This is a genomic window from Kitasatospora sp. Root107, from assembly GCF_001424875.1.
Lineage (GTDB): Bacteria > Actinomycetota > Actinomycetes > Streptomycetales > Streptomycetaceae > Kitasatospora.
Map to the genome: position 1 here is coordinate 52382 of NZ_LMCT01000014.1, position 15070 is coordinate 67451.

Consider the following 15070-nt stretch of genomic DNA (forward strand, 5'->3'; position numbering starts at 1 on the left):
AGGGCTCGCATGACGCTCAGCATCGACGAAAACCGCCGGCTCACCGAAGTCGGCCCGGGTACACCGATGGGCGACCTGCTGAGCCACTACTGGATGCCCGTGGCCGTCTCGGTCGGCTGGGAGCCCGGCCAGGTCCGCCCGGTCGAACTGCTCGGTCGGCGCTTCGCGCTCTTCCGCCGACCGGACGGCACCTGGTCGATGCTCGACGAGCGCTGCCCGCATCGCGGCACCTCGCTGGCGTTCGGCATGGTCGAGGAGCGCGGCCTGCGCTGCCCGTACCACGGCTGGCTCTTCGACGGCTCGGGCGCCTGCCTCGACCAGCCGAACGAGGACCCGGCACTGGGCTTCAAGCATCGGATCACCCAACCTGCCTACCCCGTACGTGAGTTGGGCGGCCTGGTGTTCGCCTACCTGGCCCCCGGAACGCCGCCCGAGCTGCCCAGGTTCGATCTTCTGGTGGAGAGCGACGTCGAGGTCTCCATCCGCACCGCGGTGATCGACTGCAACTGGCTGCAGATCGTGGAGAACGGCCTGGACCCCGTCCACCTGGAGTGGCTGCACGGCCACTTCGCCAACCACCAGAACCGGCAGTCCGGCAACGTGGACCTGTACGAGGTCGCCCACCACGAGGAAATCGGCTTCGACACCCACGACTTGGGCATCATCAAGCGCCGCCTGCTGGAGCAGCAGGACCGGGCCGAGGAGGACTGGTCGGTCGGGCAGCTGGTGCTCTTCCCGGCCGCGATGTACGTCAGCAACCGCCACTTCCGCTCCATGCAGTTCCGGGTACCGCTGGACGACGTCCGCACCTGGCACGTCTGGTACGAGGTGCGCGGCCGGGGCGCGGCGGCACCGGCCCCCGGCGCCGAGATCCGCTTCCCGGGGCGGCCGGGCGCCGGGCGCAGTTCGGACGACACCGCCGCGGGCACCCGGTACCACGTCTCCGAGGCCGAGATCACGCACGCCGACGGCTCGTTCAACCTCGACACCATCGACGGCCAGGACGTGATGGCCTGGGTCACCCAAGGCCCGATCGCCGACCGCACCCGCGAGCGGCTCGGCGGCGCCGACCGGGGCATCACCCTGCTGCGCCGGTTGCTCTTCGAGCAGCTGACCGCTGTCGAGCAGGGCTTGCGCCCGCGCTGGTCCGACCTGGGCGCGGACGTCATCACGATGCCCCGCCGTACACACAGCCGCCCGATTCTCAGCGAACTCACCTGAGACCGACCGGTCCCACCTACCTGTCCAGCCCCTGTCCCGCAGACCCGAGGAGTCCCGCCGTGACTCAGCTGTTCCATCCCGTCATGGAGGTGCTGTCCAAGTGAGCGCCCTCCCACTGCCCGCCCCCGACGGCCCGGCCCACCTGCCACTGCGCTGGGACGGCGGCGAAACCCCGTTCGTCCTGTGGCACTTCGACTTCGGCGGAGGCAACCGCTGGGTGGCGGCCTACACCGGCGAGCTGCACAGCGGCGAGCCGATGCCGCTGCGCATCGAGTCCGCCTGCATCTTCGGCCATGTGCTGCGCTCGGCCCAGTGCGACTGCGGCTACCAGCTGGACCAGGCCATGGAAAGCTTCGCCCGCAGCGGCCGCGGCCTGCTGCTCTACGGCGTCGACCAGGACGCCCGCGGCCTGGGCATCGCCGCGCACTTCGCGATCTACGCGATGCGCCAGCAGGAGAACCTCGACACCGATGCCGTCTACGCGCGCCTGAACGCCCCGGTGGACGCCCGCAGTTACGAGCCCGTGGTGGCGATCCTGCGCCATCTCGGCGTCCCTTCGGTGCAGTTGCTCAGCAACAATCCGCGCCGCGAGGCGTTCCTGCGCGAGGCCGGCTTCGAGGTCGAACTCGCCGCGCTGGAAGCCCCGTTGGACATCCACAACATGAGCACCCTGATGCTGGAGAAGGAGGACCTGGGCTACCGCTGGTCCTTCGAGACGCACGCGGACTGGCTGCAGCCGCTGCAGGACGCGGTGGCCGGCGAGCCCGAGCGCTCGGTGGCCTGCCTGGCGGTGCCCGGCGGCGGCAGCGCCGGGACCCCGCTGGCCCAGGTCGACAGCGCCGACTGGGACCTCGCCCGGCGCCTCGCGGCCGCCGCCCCTCCGGTGCCCCCGGCCGGCACCCCGGTGGTCTACCTCACCGACCTGCCCCGCGCGGACGACCTCGCGGTGTACGCGGGCCTCGGCGCCGCCGCCGTCGTGGTGCCCTTCGCCGACCTGCCCGAGCCGCTGCGTGAGGCGGCCGCCGCCGCCGGTCTGCGGCTGGTCGACTGGGAACGCCGCAACGCCTACCGTGCGCCGCGACCGCAGTGGCGCCTGGAGCACCGGCTGCCCGGCCTGGACGTCTACGGCCGCGAGGGGCACCTGCGCCTGGTCGCCACCGGCTCCGCCGCGGCGCATCAGGCGGTGCGCGCCGACTTCGAACGCGAGCCCGCCCGGTACGGCACCCTGACCCGCACCGGCGACGGCTGGTTCGAGCTGGACCCGGCCCCCGGCACGCTCGACGCCGTCCTGACGGCACGATGACCGGCACCACCCGCGCGGTCAGCCGTGCCGAGGGGATCGCGCTGACCGACCGGGACGCGCTGCCGGTCGACACCGCCCTTGCGGCGCCGGACGGCATGCGCCGCTTCGTCACGCTGAACCCCTTCCACTTCGACCCGCACTGGCGCATCCCGGTCCCCGGCCTGGATGCCGTCTCCTGTTCGGTCGAGAGCGTCTGGCAGGCGCTCAAGCTGGTCGACGGCGCCACCGACCTCACCCTGCTGCCGCGCCCGGCCGTCAAACGCCCCGCCGAGGACCAGCGCGGCGCCGGGTTCGACTACCCGGCCTCCACGCTCAGCTACGCGGGCACCACGATCGACCTGGTGACCGCCCGGTACGCCGTCTACCTGCCCACGTACCTGCACCTGCTCGACCGGCTGGTGCCGGACTCGGTGCTGGACGAGCTGCGCACGGCCCTGGACCAGGGCCGGGACATCGTCTTCTACGACTGGGACGACAACACCGACATCGAGGACGCCCGGACCTCCTTCAGCCACTCCGCCGTGCTGGCCGCCTGGTTCGGCGGCCGGATCGAGGAGATCACCGGCCGGCTGGCCCGGTGGCGGGCGCTGCACCCGGACTCGGCGCACTGCCTGCGCGCGGACCTCCCCCTCGACCGCTACCTGCGGTTCCACCAGCACTGAAAGGTGTGCGGGCCATGCATCTCCCCCGACGACTTGCCGGATCCCTGTACTGGCAGGAGCAGCGGCTGCGCGGCAGAGCAGGCGTCAAGGACCGCCTCCAGTGGCTGCGCGCCAACCAGGAGCGGACGCCCGCCGAGATCGCGGAGCTGCAGTTCGACAAGCTCCGCGCCACCGTCCGGCACGCCTACCGCACCGTCCCGTACTACCGCCGGGTGATGGACGAGCGCGGTGTCCGGGACCTGGAGTCGGTGGCAGACCTGCGCAAGCTGCCGCTGCTCACCCGTGATGTGCTGATCAGGGAGCAGGAGCAGCTGGTCTCCTCGGAGGCCGACCGCGCCACCCTGCAGACCAACTTCTCCTCCGGCTCGACCGGCCGGCGCGCCCAGTTCCAGCAGGACGCCGACTTCCGGATGTGGATGCGCGCCCACCAGCTGCGCACCTACGAGTGGTGCAGCGGCTGGCAGTTGGGGGACCCCTTCGTGCTGCTGTGGGGCTCGGAGATCTACTGGTCGCTCAAGCAGCTGGTGGACCGGAGCGAGAACCTGCTCTCCAACCGCCGGGAGTTCAACACCTTCCGCCTCTCCCCGCAGCTGGTCACCTCGGTCACCGACGAACTGGTGCGCTTCCAGCCCGCGTTGGTCAGCACCTACTCCAACGCGATGCACCTGATCGCCAAGGAGGCCGAACGGCGCTCGCTGCGGATCCCGGGCCTGCGCGCCGTCCAGGGCACCTCCGAGCCGCTGCCGCCCGCACTGCGCGCCACCATCGCGCGGGTGCTGGAGTGCGACGTGTACGACAAGTACGGCATGCGCGAGACCAATATCGTCTCGCACGAGCAGCCCGGCGGCGGGGCGATGCTGATCCAGGCAGAGAACGTCTTCGTGGAGTTCCTGGACGAGAACGACGAGCCCTGCGCGGACGGGCAGACCGGTCGCATGGTGCTCACCACCCTGAACAACAGCTCGATGCCGCTGGTGCGTTACGAGACCAGCGACCTCGCGGCGCCGCTGCCGGCGAGCGCCGCCACCAGCCTGCCCTACCCCGCGATGACCTCGGTCGCCGGACGGCTGCAGGACCTGATCGTCACCCCGAGCGGCGACCACGTGGACGCGTACCTCTTCTCGTACCTGTTCATGCGCTTCCCCGAGGTGCACTGGTTCCAGGTCGTGCAGAGCGAGCCGCACCGGCTCTCGGTGAAGGTCTACACGCCGCAGGGGCTGAGCCGGCAGACCACCGAGACGCTGACCGAGCGCATCCACCACCACACCGGTTTCCCCTTTGCGATCGACTTCGAGTCGCTGGACCGGATGCCGGAGTCCTCCACAGGCAAGTTCCGGCTCTGCGTCTCCGAGCTCGGCGCCGCCGCCACTGCTGGGAGTCCCCATGCCCGAGCTTGACCCCGCCGGGGTACTGCCCTGGGACGACGACGCGCTGCCCTCGCCGCCCGCGCCCGCCGCGCCGACCCTCCCCTGGGAGCCCGCGCGCGGCGGCGCCAAGGTGGTGGCACTGACGGACGCGGCCGCACCGCACCGCGAGGGCTTCGACCTCGGCCGCTTCGCCACCTGGCTGCGCGAGGCGGACGTGCTGGACCAGGGGCCGATCGAGCTGCCCGGCGCGACCGTCACCCTGCCCTACGGCATGCGGATCATGCGCCGCTTCAACGACGTCGTCGCGGGCGCCTGCGAACAGGCCGGCTTCGAGGAGTTCGACTACCCGATGCTGGTACCCGACTCGGTGCTGGAGCCGACCCGGGAGATCATGCCGCTGAAGGGCTCGCTGCTCTACGCCGGCAGCGACGAGGACTGGGCGGCCGGGCGCAAGCGGATGGTGCTGACGCCCACCGGCGAGGGCGCGGTCTACACGCACTGGGCGGGGATGGTCCGCAGTCGCCGCGACCTGCCGATCCGCGCCTACCGCAAGGCGCGGTACTTCCGGCCCGCGCGCGCCGGGCGCAGCGTGTTCCGGGCGATCGAGGCCCAGGACATCTACGAGTTCCAGGCCTGCTACGCCGACCGGTCCGGTGCCGTCGAAGGCTTCGAGCAGGCGACAGCGATGGCCCGTCAGGTCGGCGGGCGGCTGCACGTCCCGGTGCTGTGGTCCACCCGCCCGCCGTGGACCAACAACACCCAGGTCTCCGACCGGACCATCGGCGGCGACGTCGCGCTGCCGCACGGCGCGACCCTGCAGGTGGGCTGCCTGTACGACCAGGCCCAGCGGTTCTCCCGGCTCTACGGGGTCGGCTTCCGCGAGGGCGCCGAGCAGGTGTACACCCACCACGTGACCGGCGCGCTCACCCGGCGGCTGGTGCTCACCCACCTGATGCTCGGCATGGACAGTGAGGGCGAGCTGCTGCTCCACCCCGACCTGGCACCCGTCCAGGTCGCTCTCACGCTCACCAGCGACGATGCCCAGGAGCTGGCTGACGCACGGGAGTTGGTCACCCGGCTGGCCGCTCGCGGGGTGCGCTGCGAGCTGCGGACCGAGGCGGACCGGCGCGCTGTCGGGCGGCTGCACAAACGCTGGCGGCGCCAGGGCGTGCCGCTGCGGGTCTACCTGCAGGCCCGTCGCGGCGCCGGTGACCGCACCCGGGCCGTGGTGGTGCGCGCGGACACCCGGGAGGAGGCCGTGCTGCTGCCGGCGGAACTGTCCGCGCTGGCGGAGGTGCTGCCCGGCGCGCTGGCGGAGGTCGGCAACGGATACCTGCGGCGTTCCTGGGGCTTCGCCCAGCGCCAGTGCCGGACCGCCGACAGCGCGAGCGTGCGGCAGATCCTGACCGAACGCGCCGTCGCCGTGGCGCCGTTGGAAGCGAGCGAGGAAGCGGTGGGCGCGGTGTCGCAGTGGCGGCTCGGCGAGGTGCTGGGGTTCCGCCGGGCGCCGGGGCCGGCGCCGTGCGTCGTCACCGGCCGCATCGTGACGACCGTCGCCTACCTCTCCCCGCGCACATGAGCGTGTTGGGGGGCGCCGAGGTCGGCGTCGGCGCGGATGCGGATGTGAAGACGGAGACGGCCCGGGTGCGGGTGGTGGTGTTGACCGGCGCGCCGGGTGCGGGCAAGACCGAGGCCGGACGGCGTCTGGTCCGCCGCTACCAGGTCCCGGCCGCGCTGATCGACACCGACGCCGTCGCCGACGTCTACCCCTGGCAGGCCGACGAACGGCTCTACGCCGTGCTCGGGCGCAACCTGCGGGCCTGCCTGGACTCCTACCTGGAGTGGGGCGCACGGGTCGTGGTGCTGAGCGGCGTCATGCTGCCCGGCCGGACACTGGACCAGTTCGCCGACCTGCTCGCCGATCCCCGCCTGGAGTGGGTCTTCTACGGGCTGCGGGCGCGGCCCGAAGAGTTGGCCGCGCGGATCCTGGCCGACACCAAGGTGCAGGAGGCGGACGGGCGGCTGTCCTGGAGCCACCTGGACGAGGAGGTCGCCACCGTGCCCGGCATTCGGCAGCTGGAGACCGGCGCCCTGACGGCGGCTCAGGTGGTCGACCTGATCGCCGCGGCCGAGGCCGCCGACCTGCCACCGGGCGCCCTCACGGCGACCACACCACCCGGACCGCTGCCGGTGACGCCGACGGGCACGACGGGCACGACAGAGAACGCAGCGGCAGGCGCGCGGTCCGTGACACCGGTCAGCGCCGCGGACGCGCGGTCGGCGTGCGCGGACGCGCTCGGCCGGGCCGGCTTTCCGCCGCCCGTCGCCGAGCAGGCCGCCGCCGAGCTGGTCGCGGCCGAGACGGACGGCCAGCCCTCGCACGGCCTGCTTCGCGTCCCCGAGTACGTCGCCGCGGTGGCAGCGGGCGAGCTCTGCCCGACCGCCCGCCCCCGGGTTCACCGCACCGGCGAGCGCGCGGTGCTGGTGGACGGCGGCCGGGCGCCGGGCGTCCTGGTGCGCCGGCTGCTGGCCACCGAGCTGGGCCGCGCCGCGCAGGGCGGGCCGGTGGTGGTGGGACTGCGTGACTCCGGGCACCTGGGACGGCTGGCGCCGCTGGGCCGCGAGGTCGCCGGGCAGGGGCTGGTGCTGCTCGGCTTCGTCAACTTCTGCGGCGCGGGCCGCAAGGTCGCGCCGGCCGGCGGCACCGACGGCCGGTGGGCGACCAACCCGCTGCTGCTGGCCTGTCCGGCGCCGCCGGGCGCACCGCTGGTGCTGGACATGAGCACCAGCGCGGCCGCCGAGGGCGTCGTCCGCGCGGCACTGCTGGCCGGCACCGAAGTGCCGCCCGGCCTGCTGATCGGCACCGACGGAGCGCCCGTCACCGACCCCCGGCTGCTCTACACCGAGCCGCCGCGCGCCGCGCTGGCACCGCTGGGCGGTATCGCCGAGCACAAGGGCCACGCGCTGGCCGCCCTGGTCGAGACGCTGGCGGGCGCGGTGGCCGGCGCCGGGCACGCGGCCGCGCCGCAGGGGCCGGGTAACGGCGGCCTGTTCGTCGCCTTCCGGGTCGACGCGCTGGGACGCTCCGGTGCCGCGGTCGGCACGGCGGTCAGCGCCCTCGAGCAGCACCTGCTGGCCGGCCCCCGGCTGGACGACCAGCGGGCGCCGCGGCTGCCCGGCCGGGCGGTCCGCCCACCGCACACTCCCGACCTGCTCACGCCGCCGACCGCACTGTGGCAGCGGATCCGGCAACTTGCCTCCACCGACCTGACGAAAGGGATCGCCCCATGTCCCATCCCCTGCTGAGCCCGGTCCCGAGCCTCGCCGAGGCGGTCGACGCGTCGTCCGGCCCGGCGCTCGGCCTCTTCCTGCTGAGCGGCAGCAGCCTGCTCGCCGAACTGTGCGGCACGCTCCCCCTGCAGTGGGTGGTGCTGGACATGGAGGCGTCGGCCATGTCCAAGCAGGACGCGCTGCACATGCTGCAGGCGCTCACCGGGTCGCCCTGCGTGCCGATCGTGCGCGTCCCCTACCTGAACCACCATCTGATCGAGCACGCGCTCGACCTGGGCGCTGCCGGCGTGATGGTCCCCAAGGTGGACACCCCGCAGGCTGCGGCGGCCGCCGCCGCGGCCTGCCGCTTCCCGCCGGAGGGGCAGCGCGGCATCAACCCGGTACGGGCGTCGGGCTATTTCGCCGACGTCGCGGGCTATCTTTCGCGCGCCAACGCGCGGACCTCCTGCGTGGTGCAGATCGAGTCCGCACTGGCGGTCGAGAACGCCGACGCGATCGCGGCCACCCCCGGTGTCGATGCGCTCTTCCTCGGGATGGGCGATCTGGCCTGCGCGCTCGGGCAGCCCGGGGTGATGACCGGTCCCGCGATGGACGCCGCCCGTGCCGCCGTACTGCGCGCCGCCCGCGCCCACGGCAAGCAGGCCGGGATCTTCGCCTACGCGCCGGAGCTGGCCCGCGCCTACGCCGCCGAGGGCTTCGAGCTGATCGCCTTCGGGAACGAGGTCAAGCTGCTGCGCGACGCGATTCTCTCGGGCATCGACACGCTGGCCTCCTGACAGCCGGACGCAGGATGGTCCCGCCCACGGTCCGGCCGGACCGTGGGCGGGACCATCGGCGTTCCTCCAGTGGTCAGGTGCCCGGACTCAGGCGCCCCGGACGGTGAACGGGTCGGCCGCGCGCGAGTCCGCCGTCAGCTGGACGTGCAGCTCGCACGCGCCGGCCTCGGCCAGCTCGCGCAGCTCGGGCGAACTCTGCAGGACGACGCCGCGCACCCGCTCACGCAACTCCTCGGCCTGGCGCGGGAACAGGTGTGGGGCGAACGCGGTGACAGCCGTCAGCTCCAACCGGGCCGACGCCTCGGGCGTCGCCGGATGGAACTCCGCCCTGGCACGCGGGGCCGACCCGGGCAACACGTCGTAGGGGGCGATGGCGGCGTGCATCGGCCCGCGCTGCAACTCCGGCAACGACTCCAGCGCTCCCCGCAGGGCGATCGGACGGAACGCCGGCAGCCGGGCGCCGGCGTGCTCGACCAGTGGGACGTGCGCGCGCCGGCCGACCAGCATGACGGACACCTCGCCGGGCTCGCACGGGCTCTCGAACACCTCGACCAGATCGCCGGTGTCGTACCGGATGAAGGGCTGGTACTGCGAGAACGGGAACAGCTCGGTGAGCACCAGCCGTCCCACACCGGAGGTCAGCGACTGTTCGCCGTCCAGCGAGACGACCTGCGGCACGACGTGGACGTCGAAGTGGAAGAGGCCGCAGCGCTCGCAGCGGGTGGCTCCGCCCACCACCTCCGAGAGGCTGTAGCGGTGCACGATCCGCGCGTCGGGGAAGCAGCCGGCCAGGAAGTCGCGGTGCCCGTCGGTCAGGTAGTCGGCCAGCGCGGTGACGGTGCGCGGGCGCAGCCGCTCCAGCAGTCCGGCCGCCTGGACCGCGTGTGCCAGCACGACCAGGTCGTCCGGGGTGCCGCTGAGCTGGATCAGCGGATCGACGAGATCCGGGAAGAGCTGGGGGCGGCGCAGCAGGCCGAGCGCCTTGACCAGGTCGCGCTCCGACAGCAGGCCGAGCGTCACGCTGCGCTCCACCGCCAACGCGCCGATGGAGTTGCCGTGATGGCGCTTGGAGATGGTGGACAGGTGCACGATGGGCCGTGCCTCGTTCGTCCGCTCACGGGCCCGGGCGTTGAGGTCCGACAGCAGCGCGGCGAGCTCCTGGATCTCCTCGGCGCTGCGGTAGCGGGTGAACGGGTGGCCGGTGGTGCCGCTGCTGTGCATCAGGACGGACGGCGTGCGGTCCGGGTGCCCGACCACCGACATCCCGCCCGCCGGCTCGTACTTTCCGACGACGGGCAGTGCGGCCAACTCGGCCACCGTGCTGACGGCCGTCGCCTGCGGGCGGTCGGCCCACAGCTCGCGGTAGTACGGAATCGCGTGGGCGTGCTCGATCGTGCCCGGCACCAGCTTGTTGCGTATGCGGGTCTTGGGGCCCACCACCGCTTCGATTATCGACATATGACAATCTTGACAGACCTCACAATGGGGAGTCAATATTAGTTACTATCACTTGTTGTATCCTTTCTCGCATGCTGAATGGGGACCACGTGGCGACCTCGACTCCGAGCGGACTGGCCGAACTGATCGACGACGCGCAGCCCTTCCTCCGGGACCACTGGCGCCGCCGGCCCGCCGTGCTGCGCTCCGGCCCCCTGCCCACCGGATCCCTCACCCTGGACGAGGCGGACGCCGCACTCAGCGCGGGCGCACTGCACTCCCCCTACGTGGAGATGGTGCGCACCGACCGGATCATCCCTCGCGAGGCGTACTGCACCAGTCGCACCGTCAACCGGGTCGACTACCCCGGCTACGCCGACGCCACCCGGATCCGCGCGCTGCTGCAAGCCGGAACCACTCTGGTGCTGCGCTGCGTCGAGCAATGGCACGCCGGCACCGCGGAGTTCACCCACCGACTGGGCGAGGACCTGGGTCGCAAGGTGGAGGCGTTCTTCTTCGTCACCCCGCCCGGCGCCCAGGGTCTGCGCCTGCACCGGGACGACGCGGACGTCTTCGTGGTCCAGCTGAACGGCAGCAAGCAGTGGTACGTCCACCAGGGACCCGACGCCCCCGAGTGGCGCCCGGGCCCGGCTTCCGACAGCGAACCGCCGGTGGCGTCACCGCTGTTGCGGGCCGGCGAAGTGCTCTACATCCCGCGCGGCTTCGCGCACTACGCCACTGGCGACAGCGGACTTTCGGTACACCTGTCGCTCACCGTCCGGGACATCGCCACCACGGACCTCCAACGGGCCGCCCAGCAGCTGCTGTTCGACGCCGCACCGGCCAACCGGCGACCACTGGACGACGGCTCTCTGCTCGCCGACGCCCGCGCCATGCTCGATCAACTCACCGTCCGGCTCCCGACGTTGACTCCTGATCAGCTACTCACCGCCGCACGCACCGCACAGCGCGCCGAGGCCCTGACACAGCGCTCCCCCGGCCTGACCGCTCTCGCCGACTCCCTTGAAACGTCCCCGCACGAGGCCGGGGCCGACTCCGGTCACGGTGGCTCGTAGCACCCGGCCCGTGGCCCCGACCTGGGCTTCCCGTCATGGGCGGGTCGGGCGCGGCTCCGCCACTAGAATAGAGATCCCTGTGATACCCCACAGCTTCACCGAGAGGACGGTCTCCGGTCCTATGCGCTGGTCCCAGCTGTACGTGCCCACTCTCCGCGAGGACCCGGCTGACGCGGATGCGGTGAGCCACCGCCTGCTGGTGAGAGGAGGGTTCGTCCGGCAACTCATGGCCGGTCACTACTCCCTGCTGCCGCTGGCCGTGCGCGTCCGAGCCAAGATCGTGGACATCATCCGCGAGGAGATGACCGCGATCGGCGCCCAGGAGTTCATCCTGCCCGCCATGCATCCGGCCGAGATCTGGCAGCGCAGTGGCCGCTGGGAGGTGATGGGTGAGGAGATGTTCCGGCTCAAGGACCGCAAGGGTGCGGACCTGGCGCTCGGCATGACCCACGAGGAGATCTTCACCGTCCTGTCGCAGGAGCTCAAGTCGTACCGGGACCTGCCGCAGATGTGGTACCAGTTCCAGACCAAGTTCCGCGACGAGGCCCGCCCGAAGAGCGGCCTGCTGCGGGTACGCGAGTTCACGATGAAGGACTCGTACAGCTTCGACATCGAGACCGATGGCCTCGACCGTTCCTTCGACCTGCACAAGGCCGCCTACGAGCGGATCTTCGCCCGCCTGGGCCTGCCCGCGATCCCGGTGCAGGCGTCCAGCGGCAGCATGGGCGGCAGCGCGTCGGTGGAGTTCATGAGCCCTTCGACTGCCGGCGAGGACCTGGTGGTCCGCTGCCCGGGCTGCGACTACGCGGCGAACACCGAGAAGGCGACCTCCGCCCTGCCCGCTGCGGTCGACGGCCCTGGCCTGGAGGCCCCGGAGCGGTTCGACACCCCGAACGCGCGCACGATCGAGGAGCTGTCCGTCCAGCACGGCGTGCCGGCCGAGCGGCAGATCAAGACGCTGCTGTACGTGGTCGACGACCAGCTGACCCTCGTCCTGATCCGCGGCGACCACAGCCTGGTCGAGCAGAAGCTCATCGACACCCTCGCCGCCACTGCCATCCGCCCGGCCACCCCCGAGGAGATCAAGGCGGCGCTCAGCGCCTCCCCCGGCAGCCTGGGCGCGATCGGCGTCACCGAGCTGCCCGTCCTCGCGGACGAGGCCCTGCGCGGCCGTACCGACATGACCACCGGAGCCAACACCGACGGCGTCCACCTGCGCGGGGTATCGGTCGAGCGGGACATCGCAGTGGGCCGTTGGGCGGACCTGCGCGAGGTGAAGGCCGGCGAGCCCTGCCCCCAGTGCGGTACGCCGCTGGAGGTCGTGGTCACGATCGAGGTGGGCCACATCTTCAAGCTCGGCCGCAAGTACACCGAGGTCCTCGGCGTCTCCGTGCTCGGTCGGGACGGCGAGCGCGTCACCCCGATCATGGGCAGCTACGGGATCGGCGTGGAGCGGGCGTTGGCCTCCATCGTGGAGACGCACCACGACGACAAGGGCATCATCTGGCCGATCGCGGTGGCCCCCTTCGAGGTGGCCGTCGTCGTTCTCGGCAACAACGACGAGAAGGTGACCGAGGCTGCCGAGACGCTGTACCGGCAGCTGCAGGACGAGCGGGTCGACGTGCTCCTGGACGACCGTAACGAGCGGCCCGGGGTGAAGTTCCGCGACGTCGAACTGATCGGCATCCCGTACCGGATCACGGTCGGCGCCCGCGGGCTGGCCGACGGCACGGTCGAGGTCACCAGCCGGGCCACCGGCGAGACCCAGGCCGTTCCGGTGGGCGAGGCCGTGGAACACCTCCGCAAGCTGGTGACAGCCGGGGCGTGAGGTACCGGATCCTCAGCTGCGCGTCTGGGTCTCGTACTGACCCAGGCGCGCAGCTTCGCTTCCGGGCCGTCTCGCGCGCGGGGCTTCGGCGTAGTCGCATGATGCCCGGTCTGTGATCACCGGGGGCCGAGGGGGCGACGGACGTCGCGGGCGTTGCGGCGGAGGCCGGCTGCGATGTTGTTCTCTCCGGCTGCCTGCGTGATCGGATATCGTCCGCGGTCATGGGTGAACTGATAGTGATCAGGCACGGCCAGACCGAGTGGAGCCTTTCCGGCCAGCACGCGGGACGGACCGACGTTCCACTGACCGACGCAGGTGAGGCGGCCGCCAAGGCGCTCGCCCCCAGGCTGGCCCGGCGCGAACTGGTCGCCGTGTTCAGCAGTCCGCTGAGCCGGGCCATGCGGACCGCCGAACTGGCGGGCCTGACCGGCGTCAGGCCCGATCCAGACCTGGTCGAATGGGACTACGGCGGCTACGAGGGCCTGACCGCGGCGCAGATCCAGGAGACGAGGCCGGGCTGGGACCTGTGGCGGGACGGCGTCGTTCCCGGTGACGCGGCCCATCCCGGCGAGGAGCTCCAGCAGGTGGCCGCGCGCACGGACGCGGTGCTGGGCCGGGTCCGGCCGCTGCTCGACGAGGGCGATGTCGCCGTCGTCGCCCACGGCCACCTGGCGCGCCTGCTCACCGTGCGCTGGCTCGGCCTCGACGCATCCGCCGGCCGACTGCTCGGCCACCCGCACCCCGGCACCCTCAGCTTCCTGGCCACCGAGGACGGACAGCCCGTCATCTCCGCCTGGAACGTGCCGTAGCGACGGCTGACTTGGCAGTGCCGGTCACGAAGCGGGATTCGGCGAAGTAGCAGGCCGCCGGGTTCGTGACGATCTGTCAACCCGTGACCCGCGCGGAGTGCACCATGCCCTCGTCGCGATCCTGGCGCTGACCGCTTGCGCGGTGCTGGCCGGCGCGACGTCGCTGCCGGCGGCTGGCGTGGATCGCCGACGCCCCGGCGCACGTGCTGGAACAAGTGGGCGTGCGCGTCGACCCGCTGACCCCGCGTCGGAACCTGCTGTTCCCCCACGCCCCGAGCGATGGCCACCTGGCGCAACCTCACCATCGGCGCCCTCCGCCTCGCAGGCGTCCGCGGCATCGCCACCGGTCTGCCGCGACAGGCTCCTCGCCCCCATGCGCGCGATCCCGCGGTTTTCGCGGTCATCGTCAGTTGAGCATCCCATCCTTGACCAGCCCCCTTGACTCGCCAGGTTCACTCAGTCACAATCGTTGTCAGTATTAACCGGCAATGATTAGTCGCCACACATTCCCATGGTCGATTTTCCAGGGATCGACCATGATGAACCGGCTCAACCGGAGGGATCGCCATGACCGAGTCCATGAAGAACATGCCGGACGACGAAAACGAAGTGCACGACGTCCTCAACTTCATCGACCCGGGCCACTGCCGCGTGACGCCGGTCGTCCAACTGTCGCCTGAAGCTGCCCTTGCGGTCACCACAGCCCTCTGCGGGGTGGTTCAGCAGGCCCGGACGGCACCGGCTGCCACCAGCCCTGGACCTGAGGGGATCATACGGTCACAGACCTTCGAGGAAGGCGATGTCTACCTGCTCAGCACCCCTTTCGACGGTTTCTTCGCAGACCGCTACCTCATGGATTTCTATGATGTCAGCGATCGTGACATCTGTGCCCGGATGCATCTCCACACCGGTCTGCGGTTCGTCCGCATGATGACCGGCCCTGGCACTCGGATCCTGGTTTCCAGCCTCTCCCCGATCGAGGTGACGCACATCGACGGCGTGACGCCCTTCCAGCCGGAGACGTTCGAGGACGATGCCCCCGACCTCCCGGAGGGGCACCGGCGCACCCGGTACAACCTCGTCATTCCGGAGAACTCCTGGGCCGACATGCAGATCCCGCGCGCTGTCAGCCACCAGTTCAACGCCCACGGTCCCCATGCCGTCATCGACTCGGTGCATCCGGAGGAGTCGATCGAGACGTTCCGCGAGCGCATGAGCGGTCTCCGGATGATGGCTCAGACCATCTTCCTCGCCGACGAGCAGCCTGCCTCCGAGCTCTGCGGCGTCAAGTAGGGCCGCG

Annotated in this window: 12 protein-coding genes; 11 read left to right on the forward strand and 1 reads right to left on the reverse strand. The window is 71.6% G+C overall.

Going from position 1 to position 15070, the window contains the following annotated elements; translation table 11 throughout:
- The first annotated feature begins 9 nt into the window (after window positions 1-9).
- The 7 genes from ASC99_RS15695 to ASC99_RS15725 all read left to right on the forward strand — a co-directional run bounded on the left by ASC99_RS15695 (window position 10) and on the right by ASC99_RS15725 (window position 8620).
- Window positions 10-1221: a Rieske 2Fe-2S domain-containing protein gene (locus ASC99_RS15695; RefSeq protein ID WP_057232475.1), complete on the forward strand. Its 1212-nt coding sequence runs from the start codon at window positions 10-12 to the stop codon at window positions 1219-1221.
- A gap of 100 nt (window positions 1222-1321) precedes the next feature.
- Window positions 1322-2524 (forward strand): hypothetical protein, encoded by a 1203-nt coding sequence (locus ASC99_RS15700; RefSeq protein ID WP_057232477.1) that lies wholly within the window; start codon window positions 1322-1324, stop codon window positions 2522-2524.
- On the forward strand, window positions 2521-3186 hold the full coding sequence (locus ASC99_RS15705) for a hypothetical protein (RefSeq protein ID WP_057232479.1): 666 nt from the start codon (window positions 2521-2523) through the stop codon (window positions 3184-3186). The genes ASC99_RS15700 and ASC99_RS15705 overlap by 4 nt, the downstream gene beginning before the upstream one ends.
- 14 nt (window positions 3187-3200) lie before the next feature.
- Window positions 3201-4583 carry a phenylacetate--CoA ligase family protein gene (locus ASC99_RS15710; RefSeq protein WP_057232481.1) on the forward strand — a complete coding sequence of 461 codons (1383 nt, stop codon included), beginning with the start codon at window positions 3201-3203 and terminating at the stop codon, window positions 4581-4583.
- On the forward strand, window positions 4570-6132 hold the full coding sequence (locus ASC99_RS15715; RefSeq protein WP_057232483.1) for a hypothetical protein: 1563 nt from the start codon (window positions 4570-4572) through the stop codon (window positions 6130-6132). Before ASC99_RS15710 ends, ASC99_RS15715 begins: the two co-directional genes overlap by 14 nt.
- Complete coding sequence (locus ASC99_RS15720; RefSeq protein ID WP_157531561.1) at window positions 6129-7859, forward strand: Ldh family oxidoreductase; 1731 nt, start codon at window positions 6129-6131, stop codon at window positions 7857-7859. The genes ASC99_RS15715 and ASC99_RS15720 overlap by 4 nt, the downstream gene beginning before the upstream one ends.
- Window positions 7841-8620 (forward strand): HpcH/HpaI aldolase/citrate lyase family protein, encoded by a 780-nt coding sequence (locus ASC99_RS15725; RefSeq protein WP_057232487.1) that lies wholly within the window; start codon window positions 7841-7843, stop codon window positions 8618-8620. The genes ASC99_RS15720 and ASC99_RS15725 overlap by 19 nt, the downstream gene beginning before the upstream one ends.
- A gap of 87 nt (window positions 8621-8707) precedes the next feature.
- On the opposite strand, the gene ASC99_RS15730 is transcribed toward ASC99_RS15725, so the two are convergent.
- Window positions 8708-10078: a hypothetical protein gene (locus tag ASC99_RS15730; protein WP_057241075.1), complete on the reverse strand. Its 1371-nt coding sequence runs from the start codon at window positions 10076-10078 to the stop codon at window positions 8708-8710.
- A 71-nt stretch (window positions 10079-10149) separates the two neighbouring features.
- Here ASC99_RS15730 and ASC99_RS15735 point away from each other — a divergent pair, with 71 nt between their 5' ends.
- The 4 genes from ASC99_RS15735 to ASC99_RS15750 all read left to right on the forward strand — a co-directional run bounded on the left by ASC99_RS15735 (window position 10150) and on the right by ASC99_RS15750 (window position 15063).
- Window positions 10150-11133, forward strand: coding sequence for a JmjC domain-containing protein (locus tag ASC99_RS15735; RefSeq protein WP_082598360.1), 984 nt, complete (start codon window positions 10150-10152; stop codon window positions 11131-11133).
- 121 nt (window positions 11134-11254) lie between these two features.
- Window positions 11255-12961, forward strand: coding sequence for a proline--tRNA ligase (locus ASC99_RS15740; RefSeq protein ID WP_057232495.1), 1707 nt, complete (start codon window positions 11255-11257; stop codon window positions 12959-12961).
- 221 nt (window positions 12962-13182) lie between these two features.
- The gene (locus ASC99_RS15745; protein ID WP_057232497.1) at window positions 13183-13770 is read left to right on the forward strand and encodes a histidine phosphatase family protein; all 588 of its coding nucleotides are present in this window, start codon (window positions 13183-13185) and stop codon (window positions 13768-13770) included.
- 567 nt (window positions 13771-14337) lie between these two features.
- A complete protein-coding gene (locus ASC99_RS15750; protein WP_235502678.1) occupies window positions 14338-15063 on the forward strand; it encodes a hypothetical protein in 726 nt (241 codons plus the stop codon).
- The last annotated feature ends 7 nt before the right edge of the window (window positions 15064-15070 follow it).